Raw genomic sequence first — 12,908 nt, forward strand, 5'->3', positions numbered from 1 at the left:
TCCTTCCACCCTCGTTAGCCGGGTGTTCACGCGATGTTCGGTCTGCGTGTCGTGGCCGGTGAGCGCCCTTGTGGCAACCGCTTTCGCCGCGGCGGTTCAGTCCTCGGGATCGCCGTAGAGGGCGGTGCGCACGGTGTCGCCGTGGCGGTCGGCCCACTCCCCCAGCGCGAAGATCGGAATCAGCAGATCACGACCCGCGGGGGTCAGCGAATACTCAACGCGCGGTGGCGCTTCCGCGTATCGGCGATGTTCCAGCAACCCCATCGCCTGCATCCGCCGCAGGGTCTGGGTGAGCATCTTCTGACTGATGCCGCCGATGGCGCGGCGCAATTCCACGGGGCGCATCGGGCCCTCGCGAAGTGTGTAAACGATCACTGTCAGCCATGAATTGCCGAATACGTCTACCGCCAGCCGCGCGGGGCAGTCCGATTCGCGGCCGCCGTATTCGGCGAACCGCACCGGTTCGGTGCTCTCGACCGTCATGCCTCCACCCTGCCACCGCCATTGGGCACCCGGGAGTGCGCTTCGGAATTCCTAGCGTCGTCATCACACGCCACACCAAGGAGATGACATGCGAATCGGAATCATCGGGGCCGGGCAGATGGCCCGCGCTCTCGGCGCCGGCTGGGCCGCGGCCGGGCACGAGATCGTGGTCGGCGCACGGACTTCCACGCGAGCGGCGGAGGCCGCCGCCGCGATCGGGTCCGGCGCCCGCCCCGCCACCGTGTCCGAGGCGGCGAATTTCGGCGACGCCACCCTGCTGGCCGTGCCGGTGGCCGCGTTGACGGACATCCTCACCGACCAGCGTGAGGCCCTCACCGGGCGCACTCTGATCGACTGCACCAATGCGTTCGCCCCGGACACCGGCGGCTTCGGTCTCTCCGAACCCGCGGTGGCCGAACGCATCTCGGCCGCGGCGCCCGGCGCCAAGGTCGTGAAGGCGTTCAATCTGCTGGCCGCCGAGGTGTGGGCGGGCCCTGATCGCGAGTTCGACGGCCGCCCGGTGACGGTGCCGCTGTGCGGCGATGACGAGGCGGCGATCGCGCTCGTCTCCGGCCTCGCCGAGGACCTGAAGCTGCGCCCGATCCCCGCGGGCGGCCTGTCCCGGGCCCGATATCTGGAGGCCACCGCGGCTTTCGTGGTGGGCCTCTGGTTCACCGGTCGTGACGCCCGTGCCCTGTTCCCGCCGCTGGAAGCGGCCTTCGCCGTTCCCGACGAGTCGGAGGGCTAGCGGAGATCCCGAGAGTGAGTGTACAGTCACTCACATGAGCAGACGCGGGATCGCACTCTCGACTTCGGACGTTCGACGAGATGCCGTGCTGGATGCGGCGATCACCGAGTTCGCCAAGACGGGATTCCATGGGACGCCGATCAATACGGTCGCCGCCGCGGCCGGAATCTCACCCGCGTACGTGTTCAAGCTCTTCCCCAGCAAGGTGGAGTTGTTCGTCGCCGCCCTGGACCGCTGTTTCGAACGGGTCGAGGGCGCCCTGGCGACCGGCGCCGCCCGGACCCCGGGCGGCGATCCGGAACAGGTCCTGTACGAGATGGGCGGGGCCTACGCCGAATTGATCGCCGACAAGAGCCTGCTCATGCTGCAGGTGCACGCCCTCTCGGCGGCCGACGTGCCCGATATCGCCGAGGCCGTGCGCCGCGGCCTGCGGCGGGTCACCGAGTTCGCCGAAACCCGTTCCGGCGCGACCGGCCCCCAGGTGCAGCGGTTCATGGCCTACGGGCAGTTGTGCCACCTGATCACGACCCTCGGCCTGGATGCCGGCGAAGGCGCCTGGGCCGCCACCCTGACCGCGGGCATCCGCCACTTCGACTGACCGCGCACGCCCTCGGACGAGGGCGTTTTCTTCACCTCAAGAGTGATTGACCGATCACACACCTGGAAGGGATCGACCCATGTCGAACATCATCGCCACCGAAGTAGTGCTGCCCGGACGCGTCGAGCCGGAGGGCCTGACCGTCACCACGCGCGTATTGCCGCAGCCCGGCCCCGGCAAGGCGCTGGTCCGTATGGAGGCGACCGGGGTTTCCTTCGCCGAGCAGCAGATGCGGCGCGGCAAATACTATGACCAGCCCGCGTTTCCGTTCGTGCCCGGCTACGACGTCGTCGGCGTGGTGACGGCGGTCGGGGCCGGGGTCGATCCGGCCCTGATCGGCCGCCGGGTCGCGGCGCTGACCAAGATCGGCGGCTGGAGCAGCCATCTCGCGGTGCCCGCGGATGATCTGGTGCCGGTGCCGGATGGCCTGGCGGCGGACGCCGCGGAGACCTTCGTCGTGAACGGCATCACCGCCTGGCAGATGCTGCACGGGAAGGCGAAAGCCCGTGCGGGGCAGACCATCCTGGTGCACGGCGCGAACGGCGGCGTCGGGTCGACGCTCGTGCAGCTGGCGCGCGCGGCGGGGATCCGGGTGATCGGGACCGCGTCGGCGCGCAATGCGGACGCGGTGGCCGAGCTCGGCGCTCTGCCGGTGGACTATCGCGGGGATGTGGCCGCCCAGGTGCGGGCGCTGGCTCCGGGCGGGGTGGACGCCGTCTTCGATCATGTCGGCGGCCCCGGCATCGTGGACTCGTTCGCGCTGCTCGCGCCCGGCGGCACCCTCGTCTCCTACGGCAGCGCCGCCACCAAGGACGAGGAGGGCAATTCCCGGCTGCCGGTGCTGAAGCTGTTCGCCCGCCTGCTGTGGTGGAATGCGCTGCCCAACAACCGGAGCGCGTCCTTCTACAACATCTGGGCGGGCCGCCGCCGGCGTTCCCGGTTCCAGGCGCGCCTCGCGACGGACCTGGGCGCGGTCCTCGACCTCGCCGAGCGCGGCGCGCTGCACCCGCAGATCGCGGCCCGAATCCCGTTGCGGGAGGCCGCCCGGGCACTCGCCCTCGCCGAATCCGGCACCGTCACCGGCAAAGTCGTGATCGTCGCCGACCCCGAGTCCTGAGCCGCCTGCCCGCATGCGGCCGGAAAGAAAAAAGCCCCGGGCGTGCACGCCGTTGTGCACGCTCGGGGATTCGATCCCGGGTGGGCGGTGTCACCAGCCGGTGTTACCGCGGACCGGGATGTTCACGAAGCTCGGACGGTCCGGGTCGAGCTGCAGGTGCTGCGGCCTGAGACCGGTGTCGATGAGCATCGGGAGGATGGGCAGGCCCTTGGGGAAGTTGCCCGCGAACACGTCCACGCGCAGGCGGTGGCCCGGCTGCAGGACGGCCTGTGTGCCGCCGAGGGCGATGTCGAGGGTGGTGGCCTCGCCGGGCACGGTCTCCTGGCGCTTGTCCAGCGAGGTGAAGGCGCGCGGGTCGGTGTAGTCGCCGTTCGGGGAGCGGCTGCTGCGGTCCTCGTCGACCTGGCGCAGCGAGGCCATGAGCTCGCCGGAGGTCAGCACGGTGGACTGGCCGTCGGGGGCGACGTCGTTGACGGTGACGGTCCAGTAGCCGTCGGCGGCGTCCTGAACGGTGTTGAGGTGCACCGCGATCGGGCCCGAGATGGTGATGGCCTCGGCGACCGGCGCGCTGGTGAAGGTGAGCGCGTTGGTCTCGGCGACGCGGGAGTCCTTGGAGCAGCCGTCGATCAGGTTGAGGATGCCCGCGGTGGCCTGGGCGGCGTCGTTGGAGCAGACGGTGGACAGGCCGGGCGCGACGGTGAGCCGGTCACCGTCGCCGTTGGCGGCCGCGGTGAGCGAGCCGTCGTGCAGGCTGTTCGCGGTGCCGGAGGGCTGCGCGGAGAAGTACATGCGCCGGTAGTCGGCGGCCTCGGAAGCCGGTGCGGTGGGCCCGAATCCGCCCTGGGTGTTCCAGCCGCCGCCCTGCGTCTTGAGGGTTACCGGACCGTAGGCGTCGATGCCGTTGTCGATGCCCTTGAGCCACTTGTCGAACCAGGCGCGCTGCAGCACGTCCAGGCGCGGCGGGGCGCCGACGCGGTTGACGTCCGCACCGGAGGTGACGTGGTAGGTGTTGCCCATGAGCAGCTGCTTCTGGCCGGGCGGCAGCGGAATCTGGTTGTAGATCTTGGATTCCGAGTAGGTGAACAGGTCGTGCCAGCCGCCGGTGACGAAGGTCGGGATCTGGATGCGGCTGGGGTCGCCGAGCCAGTCCTGGCGGTCCTGGGTGAACCCGTTGAGCATGTCCTTCACGCGCGGGTCGAGACTGTCCATGGTGGTGGAGGTGTAGGCCGACATCAGCACGTCGAGGTAGCCGAAGGGATCGTTGACACGATCCTGCAGCCACTTGAAGTCGAAGGTGCCCGCGGCGATGGAGGCCAGGTCCGGCACCCACTTGAGGCCGTTGATGGCGCTCAGCCACAGCGGGATGAAGTTGAAGCCGAAGCCGCCGCCGGGCGCGAGCACGTCGTCGATGAGGTCGCTGCCGGGCACGATCGGGAAGATGGCCTTCAACGCGGGCGGCTGCTTCTCGGCGGCCTGCACCTGGTTGATGGCGCTGTAGGACAGCCCGCTCATGCCGATGCGGCCGTTGGACCAGCGCTGCTTGGACGCCCAGTCGATGGTCTCGACGGTGTCCTGCTGTTCGCGGCCGCGCAGCATGTCCCATTCGCCCTGCGAGAATCCGGTGCCACGCACGTCCACGACGACCTGCGTGTACCCGGACTTGATGAGCTGGCGGTCGACGGAGAAGTTGCGGAGTTCGCCGTTGCCCGCCGCGTTCAGCAGTTCACCGAAGCCGGTGAGCGGAGTGCCGTCGAGGTGGATGTCGCGGAAGATGTTCAGGAGCGCATCGGACAGGCCCGGAATCGAGAAGGCGCTGTCGGCGACGTTCGACACCAGCTTGGTGTAGGGCGTCATGTTCAGCACGGTCGGCGTCGGGGTGTCGATGGGTCGGCCCGCGGCGTCGGCCGGGTGGTAGACGTTGCCCTTGAGGACGGTGCCGTCACTCATGGTGATCGGGACGTCCCATTCGATGAAGACGTTGGGGTACTGCTGCGGCCCGTCCTCGGCGGCGGTCCAGGCGGCGCCGGCGGCGCCGCCATCGGGTCCGGTCGGGATGATGGCATCGGCGGTGATGCCGGTCAAAGGCAGGAGCAGAGCGGCCGTGGCGGCTAAAACCATGGCCTGTAGCGCGTGCTTCATCGAACGTGATCTACCTCTCGCAGGTGGTCGAACGCCCAGCAGCATATCTACCAGAAAGTAAGTTGCAAACCCCGGTTACAGGTACTGATTTGAATGCACGAACCCCCGGCAAATTCTTTTGCGCGACACCGGAATACCCTACGGTCACGTAGCGTGATGGGTATCACAGTCGAATCATAAGACAATAATGCCCCGGCCAATCCGATTGGCCGGGGCATTATTTCGAGTGTTTCAGGGTGAGACTATTTCCCGCCCTGGTTCGCGACGGCGGCGGCGCCGGCCGCGGCGGCCTCCGGGTCGAGGTAGACACCGGCGCCGAGCGGGCGCAGGTTCTCGTCGAGCTCGTACTTCAGCGGAATGCCGGTCGGAATGTTCAGCCCGGCGATGTCCTCGTCGGAGATGTTCTCCAGGTGCTTCACCAGCGCGCGCAGCGAATTACCGTGCGCGGCAACCAGAACGGTCTTGCCGGCACGCACATCGGTCGCGATGGTGTCCTCCCAGTACGGGACCATGCGGGCGACGACGTCCTTGAGGCACTCGGTCGCGGGGACCTCGATGCCCGCGTAGCGCGGGTCGCCGTCCTGGCTGTACTCGCTGTCGACCTCGATCGGCGGCGGCGGGGTGTCGTAGCTGCGGCGCCACAGCATGAACTGGTCCTCGCCGTACTGCTCCTTGATCTCCGCCTTGTTCTTGCCCTGCAGGGCGCCGTAGTGGCGCTCGTTCAGACGCCAGTCGCGGACCACCGGAATCCAGTGGCGGTCGCAGGCGTCGAGAGCGTTGTTGGCGGTGCTGATCGCGCGGCGCAGCAGCGACGTGTAGACGATGTCCGGCAGAATCCCGTGCTCGGCGAGCAGCTCGCCGGCGCGCTTGCCTTCCGCGACACCCTTGTCGGTGAGGCGAACATCCACCCAGCCGGTGAACAGGTTGAGGGCATTCCATTCGCTCTCGCCGTGGCGCAGCAAAACGAGGGTGTACGTCATGGGGTCATCCTCCCACGAGCAGCGCCGCGCCCCGCAGGGTGGCCTGATCAGTGAGTTCGGAGGGAACGACCCGCAGTTCCCGCAGGAAGCGCAGGCGGGCGTGGCCGAGCGCCGCCGCGCGCAGCGGCTGCCACAGCGGCTCCCCGGACTGCGCGAAGCCGCCGCCGATGACGACCAGATCGGTGTCGAGCAACGCGGCCGCGGAGGCGACCGCCGTCCCGATGGCGGTGCCGGCCCGGGCGAGCGCTTCCATGGCGAGCGGCTCCCCGTCGCGCGCGGCCTGCGCCAGTTCCACCCCGGTCCTGCCCTCCCACCCCTGCCGCTTGGCCCAGCGCACCGCGGACTTGCCGCTGCCGACGGCCTCCACGCAGCCGAATCCGCCGCAGGCGCAGGGCTCTTCGTTGCCGGGCACCACGATGTGGCCGACGTGTCCGGCATTGCCGGTGCGGCCCATGACGACCCGGCCGTCACTGATGATCCCGCCGCCGATGCCCGAGGACACGGTCAGGCAGAGCGCGTTGTTCGCGCCGCGCGCCGCGCCGAGCCGGTGTTCGGCCAGCGCCAGGCAGGCCCCGTCGAGGGCGAAGCGAATCTCGGCCTCGGGGAACACTTTCCGCACCGCGCCGACCACGGGGAAGCCGTCGGCCCATTCCGGAATGTTGAGCGGGCCGCACACCCCGGCGGTGACGTCCACCGGTCCCGCGGACCCGATCCCGACCGCGGTCACCATTTCCCCGGCGGCCACGGTGCTCAGTAATTCACGGCAGGCCGCCCACACCCCGGACTCGGGGACAGCGACACGTTGGGGTTTCTCGGGCGCACCCGTCGAATCGACCAGTGCGGCCGCGAATTTGGTCGCTCCGATATCCAGCGCAAGCGCCACCATGGCTCCCCCGCCTCTCCGAGACTTCAGCGCACGGCTCAGATTCGTCCGAGTTGGCATTGCGTGCCCGCGGTGGTGAGCCGAACCTATTGTGGACGTCCCCGACAAGTTACCCTGACCGGCACGAAATCAGTTCTCACCCTGGCATACGGGGCAGCGTGTCGGCGTCCTCGATGAGGTGTTCGAAGGCGCGTAGATTCTTCAGCGATTCGCCGCGCGAGACCCGCCATTTCCATTCCTTGCGAATGGATTCGGCGAAGCCGAGTTCGAGCAGGGTGTTGAAGTCGGCGTCGACGGCCTCGAGGATCTGGCCGAACCAGCGGTCCAGTTCGTCGGAGGTGACGCGGTCGTTGGACATGCGCCCGACCAGGTAGATGTCGCCGACCCGGTCGATGGTGTAGGCCACGCCGTAGAGGCGGCGATTCCGGCGCAGCAGGAATTTGTAGACGCCCTCGAAGTTCTCGTCGGGCTTGCGGCAGACGAAGGATTCCATCCGCACGCCGTGCTTGCCGACGCCGACGCCGATGACGGTCTTGAGTTTGCGCTCGCCGGGCAGCACCACCGCGAACAGGTCGGGCGCCTCGCGCGAGTACTCGATCTCGCGGTCGCGGAGCGTGTCGTCGATGAGTTGTGCCGCGGCCCGGGCGGTTTCGTCGTTCAAACCACCGCTGCTGGCATGCGGGCGCGGCGTCCAGTCGCGCTCGACCTCACTCATCTGCGTACCGCTCCCGTCCGCCGCCGCCATGCCAGGTCAGCCTCCCCGCGTGCCGACCTCGGGCTGACAGCCAGCCGTGTCAGTGCTCTTGCGCGATCAGTATGCAGACTACCGCGCACCCGATTGCCCCGAGCCTGCGACAACGCGGCCGAGTAGCTGTCCAGCAGCCCGTCGGCGGTGTGCGCCCAGGAGAAGTTGGCCGCGTGCTCGACGGCCGCCGCGCCCATGAGTTCGAGCCGGACCGGGTCCTCGAGCATGCTGCGCAGCGCGGCCGCCCAGTCCGGTGTCTGGTGGCCGGGAACCAGCAGGCCGGAGACGCCGTCGCGGACGGCGGTGCCGAGCCCGCCCACGTCGGCGGCCAGCACCGGGGTGCCGCTGGCCTGCGCTTCGATGGCGACCAGGCCGAAAGACTCGTTGTAGCTGGGCACCGCGACCAGGTCGGCGGCGCGGTACACCTGCACCAGCCGGTGCGCGGGCTGCGGCGGCAGGAAGGTGACGCGATCCGAGATGCCCAGGGCCGCAGCGAGTTCGATGAGCGCGTTGGGCCGTTCCAGCCCGCTGCCGGAGGGTCCGCCCACGATCACCACGCGCAGCGGCCGCGCGGGCGGCACCGGCTGCGCGGCCTCCTCGGCGAGCAGGTGCGCCGCGGCGCGAACCAGCACGTCGGGGGCCTTGAGCGGCTGGATGCGGCCGATGAAGGCGACGATCCGCTCGTCGGCACGCAGGCCGAGCTCGGCGCGGGCGGCGAGCTTGTCGCCGGGGTGGTAGCGGCTCAGGTCGGCGCCGGGCAGCACCACGTCGATGTGCTCGGGGTCGGCGCCGTACAGCTCCACGAGCTGGCGGGCCTCTTCGCCGGTGTTGGCGACCAGCCGGTCGGCCTCGGCGACGATCTGCTTCTCACCGATCTCACGGACCGCGGGCTCGGGGCAGTCGCCCTCGGCCAGGAAGGCGTTCTTGACCGCGGCCAGGGTGTGCGCGGTGTGCACCATCGGCACCCGCCAGCGGTCCCGCGCGAGCCATCCGACCTGGCCGGACAGCCAGTAGTGCGAGTGGATCAGGTCGTAGTGGCCGGGCAGGTTGCGCGCCTCGGTGCGCAGCACCTCCGCGGCGAAGGGGCACAGCTGGGTCGGCAGGTCGAACTTGTCGAGCCCCTCGAAGGGCCCGGCGACCACATTGCGGACCAGCACGCCGGGCGCGGCCTCGACGACGGGTTCGTCATTGGAGGAGGTGGCGCGGGTGAAGATCTCCACCTCGGTGCCGCGGCGGGCCAGTTCGAGGGCGGTCTGCAGAACGTAGACGTTCATGCCGCCCGCGTCGCCGGTTCCGGGCTGCGCCAAGGGTGACGTATGCACCGATAGCACGGCAATCCGATTGGGCCGTAGCTCCGGGCGTTGACTCACCACTCCAGTGTGCACGGGGGTTACAACGCCCCATGCACGGGTTACCTTCCCAAGTGACCTGACTCACAAGGATATTCGTCAACGTGAATGCAATACCGCTATCACCGCAGGTCTCGCGCGAAAGCAGCGATTTCGGCGGCGAATCGCTCCGGATCCTCGATGAACAGACCGTGCTGGGCGCCCTCCCAGTACGAGGTCCGCACATCGGGCGCGGAGGCGGCGATGTGGCGGCCGTTCTCGATGGGAACCACCGGGTCAGCGGTGCCGTGCAGCACCAGGACGGGGATGTCGAGGCCGCGCAGGGTGTCGGTGTTGTCGACCGTCCGGTAGAACAGCGCCTTGCGGACCCGGGGCAGGGTGGCGATGCTGCCGCCGAACAGCCGCTGGGCGTCCACGCCCTTGTCCCGGCCGGGGCCGGTATTGGCATTGCCGAAGGCGGCGAAACCGCGCATGGCCTTGCCCGCGCTCTCGTCGAACACGTCGGGGATGGCCTTGGCCATGCCGGGCCCGGTCTCCGCGCCGGGCACGCCGCGGCCGATATTGGCCTGCGAGCCGGTGTAGACGACGCCCGCGAGGGCCGCGGTGCCGTGCGCGGTGAGGTAGTCGGAGGCGACGATGCCGCCGTACGACCAGCCCAGCAGCAGCGCACCGGAGGTGATGTCCTCGGCCGCGAACACAGCGGCGATATCGGCGGCCCAGTTCTTCGGATCGTCGTAGCCGGTCGCGGGGGCGTCGGAGTAGCCGTGCCCGCGCAGGTCCACCGCGATCACCCGGAACTGCTCCGCGAGCAGGTCGGCCGAGCGTCCCCAGCAGCGCAGATTCCCCGACCAGCCGTGCAGCAGCACCAGCGGCCGCGCCCCTTCCGGACCCGTCACCTGGTAAACGATGGTCGTGCCGTCCGCGCTCACTGCTTCCCGAATCGCCATAGGAGTGAGGCTAACCGGCAGCGCTGCCGGGATCTCGCGCCCGCCGCGGCACCGGCGGCGGGCGCGGGCCGAGAAGGGGCAGGCCAGGGTTCCTGCCTAAGCTCGGAGGCATGAGCACTCGTACCGCTGTGGTGACCGGAGCCAGTTCGGGTATCGGCGAGGCAACCGCCCGCGAACTCGCCAAGCAGGGGTACCACGTGTACGTGGGCGCACGCCGGGTCGAGCGGCTGGAGAAGCTGGCCGAGGAGATCGGCGGCACCCCGCTGGCCCTGGATGTGACCGACGAGGAGTCGGTACGCGCCTTCACCGAGGCGGTCGAGCGATGCGACGTGCTGGTCAACAATGCCGGTGGCGCGAAGGGACTGGCCCCGGTGCTCGAGGCCGATCTGGACGACTGGCGCTGGATGTGGGAGACCAACGTGCTGGGCACGCTGCGGCTGACCAAGGCGCTGCTGCCCAAGCTGATCGCCTCCGGGGACGGCCTGATCGTCACGATCACCTCGATCGCCGCCTTCCACGCCTATGACAACGGGTCCGGGTACACCTCGGCCAAGCACGCGCAGGCGGTGCTGCACCGGACGCTGCGCGGTGAGCTGCTCGGGCAGCCGGTGCGGCTGACCGAGATCGCGCCGGGCGCGGTGGAGACGGAGTTCTCGCTGGTGCGGTTCGCGGGTGACGCCGAGCGTGCGGCGAGTGTGTATCAGGGCATCGATCCGCTGGTGGCGCAGGACATCGCGGAGGTGGTGGGTTTCGTGGCGTCCCGCCCGCCGCACGTCAATCTGGACACCATCACGGTGACGCCGCGGGATCAGGCCGGGCCGGGGCGTTTCGCGCGTCGTTCCTGACCGCGGCGCGCGGCGCGGCGTAGTTGTGTTGCGCCGCATCGCAGTTCACGGCCCCATGATCTGAATCACGGATTCTTCAAAATCGGAATCCGCGCGCCGCCCGCTGCTAGCGTCCCCCGCAACCGAGGGCGGCTTGGAGCGAAACATGGTGAGATCACGCATCGAGGCGGTCGGGTCGTACCTGCCCGCCACCGAGATATCGACCGCGGAGCTGCTGGCCCAGCTGGCCGTCGACTCCCCCATCGACCTGGAGCGGATCAGCGGCGTGCGGCACCGCCGCCGCTGCGCCGAGGACGAGGACTCCTTCACCGTGGCGATGGCCGCGGCCCGGACCGCCCTCGACAATTCCCGCTACGACGCCGCCGATCTGGATGTCGTCATCTCCTGCTCCATCACGCGCATTCGCGGCGACGAATTCTGCGTGGAACCCTCGTTCGCGCTCATGCTGCGCAACGAACTCGGCGCGACCGGGGCCATCCATTTCGACGTCTCCAATGCCTGCGCGGGCATGATGAGCGGAGTTCTGGTGCTGGACCGGATGATTCGCGCGGGAATGGTGCGGCGCGGCCTGGTGGTCTCCGGCGAGTACATCACCCCGATCTCCGATACCGCGGTGCGCGAGATGTCGGAGAAATACGATCCGCAGTTCGCGTCGCTCACCGTCGGCGACGGCGCGGCCGCGGTGGTGCTGGACGGCGACGGCACCGCCGACGAGGGCATCGACTACGTCGAACTCAATACCAGCGCCGGATTCGCGCAGTTGTGCCTGGGCATGCCCAGCGACCGCAGTTCCGGTATCGCGCTCTACACCGACAACCGGGCCATGCACAACGAGGCCCGCTATCTGCTGTGGACCACCCGGCAGCGGGATTTCCTGGCCGCGCGGGGCAGCGATTTCGCGGCGGAGGGCTACGACCACGTGATCCACCATCAATTCAGCGCGCCCGCGGTGGAATTGGTGTCCAAGATCGCCGAACGCGAATTCGACGCCCCGATACCGCCCGCGCTCATGGTGCTGGACCGGTACGGCAACACCGCGTCCACCTCGCATTTCGTGGTTTTACATGACGCGCTCAAACAACAGCGGATAGCGTCCGGGGCGAAAGTACTGATGGTCCCCGCGGCTTCCGGCGTCGTTGCCGGGTTTCTGTCGGTGACGCTCGGCGACCTGCGGGTGTGATGCGGTATGGGAATCGTGATTTCTTCCATCGTCACCGAAATCGGTGGCGGCAGTTCGATCGAGCAGGCGGCGGCCGCCGCGCGCCGGGCCATCGCGGAGGCGGGCAGCACGCCCGCGCGGATCGACGCGCTGATCAATACCGGCGTCTACCGCGACTCCAACATGGTGGAACCGGCTATGTCCGCGCTGATCCAGCAGCAGGTGGGCATCGGCCTGGAGTATCGCAGCGGCGATGTGCCCTGCCTGTCCTTCGACCTGATGAACGGGGCCTGCGGCATTCTCAATGCCATCCAGGTCAGTCAGGCGCTGCTGGAGTCACCGACCGTGCACCGGGTGCTGCTGGTGTCCGGCGACGCGCACCCGTCGACATCGCCGCGGCCGCAGCCGGGTTTCCCGATCAAGCCGGTCGGTGCGGCCATGCTGCTGGAGAAGGCCGCGGGCCCGGCCGGATTCGGGGCGCTGCACATCAGCGCCACCGACGGGCGGCCCGGATCGGAGGGATTCGTGCGGCTCCCGGAGATGGGGACGACCGGTCGGTCCTCCATCACGGTGCACCGCCCCGCCGACGTCGAAGCGCTCCTGCACCACGCGGTCTCGGCCGCGACCGAAGCCCTCGAGGTGGCCGACGCGCCCCTGGACCGCACGATGCTGATCTGCGGGCGACCCACCCCCGACTTCCCGGCCCGGCTCGCCGAGCGCTTGGGCCTCGCCCCCGGAGCGGTCAGCGCCGACGACACCGACGGCGACGCCCACACCTCGGCCTTGCCCGTCGCGTTCCTGGCGGCCCGCGACAGCGGCGGTCTCGACCATGCCGACGTAGCCTTGTTCGTGGCCGCCGGGGCGGGCCCGTCGGCCGCCGCCATCGCGTACCGCCTGCCGAAACCGTAAGTCGCG

At 69.3% G+C, this 12,908-nt stretch carries 13 protein-coding genes; 6 read left to right on the forward strand and 7 right to left on the reverse strand.

What is annotated here, in order from left to right; genetic code table 11:
• Window positions 1–96: 96 nt before the first annotated feature.
• Window positions 97–483, reverse strand: a complete 387-nt coding sequence (locus tag ACQPYY_RS31350) for a winged helix-turn-helix transcriptional regulator (protein WP_379092138.1) — start codon at window positions 481–483, stop codon at window positions 97–99.
• Between the two features lie 88 nt (window positions 484–571).
• On the opposite strand from ACQPYY_RS31350, the gene ACQPYY_RS31355 reads away from it, so the two are divergent.
• From ACQPYY_RS31355 to ACQPYY_RS31365, 3 genes are all read left to right on the forward strand, one after another.
• Window positions 572–1,231 (forward strand): NADPH-dependent F420 reductase, encoded by a 660-nt coding sequence (locus tag ACQPYY_RS31355; RefSeq protein WP_433591972.1) that lies wholly within the window; start codon window positions 572–574, stop codon window positions 1,229–1,231.
• A 34-nt stretch (window positions 1,232–1,265) separates the two neighbouring features.
• Window positions 1,266–1,829, forward strand: coding sequence for a TetR/AcrR family transcriptional regulator (locus ACQPYY_RS31360; protein ID WP_433591973.1), 564 nt, complete (start codon window positions 1,266–1,268; stop codon window positions 1,827–1,829).
• 79 nt (window positions 1,830–1,908) lie between these two features.
• Window positions 1,909–2,946 (forward strand): medium chain dehydrogenase/reductase family protein, encoded by a 1,038-nt coding sequence (locus ACQPYY_RS31365; RefSeq protein WP_433591974.1) that lies wholly within the window; start codon window positions 1,909–1,911, stop codon window positions 2,944–2,946.
• A gap of 90 nt (window positions 2,947–3,036) precedes the next feature.
• Here ACQPYY_RS31365 and ACQPYY_RS31370 read toward each other — a convergent pair whose 3' ends face one another.
• From ACQPYY_RS31370 to ACQPYY_RS31395, 6 genes are all read right to left on the reverse strand, one after another.
• The gene (locus ACQPYY_RS31370) at window positions 3,037–5,085 is read right to left on the reverse strand and encodes a CocE/NonD family hydrolase (RefSeq protein WP_433591975.1); all 2,049 of its coding nucleotides are present in this window, start codon (window positions 5,083–5,085) and stop codon (window positions 3,037–3,039) included.
• 242 nt (window positions 5,086–5,327) lie between these two features.
• Window positions 5,328–6,065: a phosphoglyceromutase gene (locus ACQPYY_RS31375; protein ID WP_379092123.1), complete on the reverse strand. Its 738-nt coding sequence runs from the start codon at window positions 6,063–6,065 to the stop codon at window positions 5,328–5,330.
• A 4-nt stretch (window positions 6,066–6,069) separates the two neighbouring features.
• On the reverse strand, window positions 6,070–7,008 hold the full coding sequence (locus ACQPYY_RS31380; RefSeq protein ID WP_433591976.1) for an ROK family protein: 939 nt from the start codon (window positions 7,006–7,008) through the stop codon (window positions 6,070–6,072).
• 76 nt (window positions 7,009–7,084) lie between these two features.
• Entirely contained in the window at window positions 7,085–7,663 is a 579-nt protein-coding gene (locus tag ACQPYY_RS31385) for a YbjN domain-containing protein (RefSeq protein WP_379092117.1), read from the reverse strand.
• Window positions 7,660–9,066: a D-inositol-3-phosphate glycosyltransferase gene (gene mshA, locus ACQPYY_RS31390; protein WP_433594774.1), complete on the reverse strand. Its 1,407-nt coding sequence runs from the start codon at window positions 9,064–9,066 to the stop codon at window positions 7,660–7,662. Before mshA ends, ACQPYY_RS31385 begins: the two co-directional genes overlap by 4 nt.
• Before the next feature lie 98 nt (window positions 9,067–9,164).
• Window positions 9,165–9,989 (reverse strand): alpha/beta fold hydrolase, encoded by an 825-nt coding sequence (locus tag ACQPYY_RS31395; protein WP_379092111.1) that lies wholly within the window; start codon window positions 9,987–9,989, stop codon window positions 9,165–9,167.
• A 110-nt stretch (window positions 9,990–10,099) separates the two neighbouring features.
• On the opposite strand from ACQPYY_RS31395, the gene ACQPYY_RS31400 reads away from it, so the two are divergent.
• The 3 genes from ACQPYY_RS31400 (at window position 10,100) to ACQPYY_RS31410 (ending at window position 12,902) form a co-directional block, all read left to right on the forward strand.
• A complete protein-coding gene (locus tag ACQPYY_RS31400) occupies window positions 10,100–10,834 on the forward strand; it encodes an SDR family NAD(P)-dependent oxidoreductase (RefSeq protein WP_357281898.1) in 735 nt (244 codons plus the stop codon).
• Between the two features lie 145 nt (window positions 10,835–10,979).
• Complete coding sequence (locus ACQPYY_RS31405) at window positions 10,980–12,014, forward strand: 3-oxoacyl-ACP synthase III family protein (RefSeq protein WP_357281899.1); 1,035 nt, start codon at window positions 10,980–10,982, stop codon at window positions 12,012–12,014.
• Between the two features lie 6 nt (window positions 12,015–12,020).
• Window positions 12,021–12,902, forward strand: a complete 882-nt coding sequence (locus ACQPYY_RS31410; RefSeq protein WP_433591977.1) for a hypothetical protein — start codon at window positions 12,021–12,023, stop codon at window positions 12,900–12,902.
• Window positions 12,903–12,908 lie beyond the last annotated feature (6 nt).

The organism is Nocardia sp. CA-145437 (assembly GCF_050956485.1).
In the GTDB taxonomy this organism is placed as follows: Bacteria; Actinomycetota; Actinomycetes; order Mycobacteriales; family Mycobacteriaceae; genus Nocardia.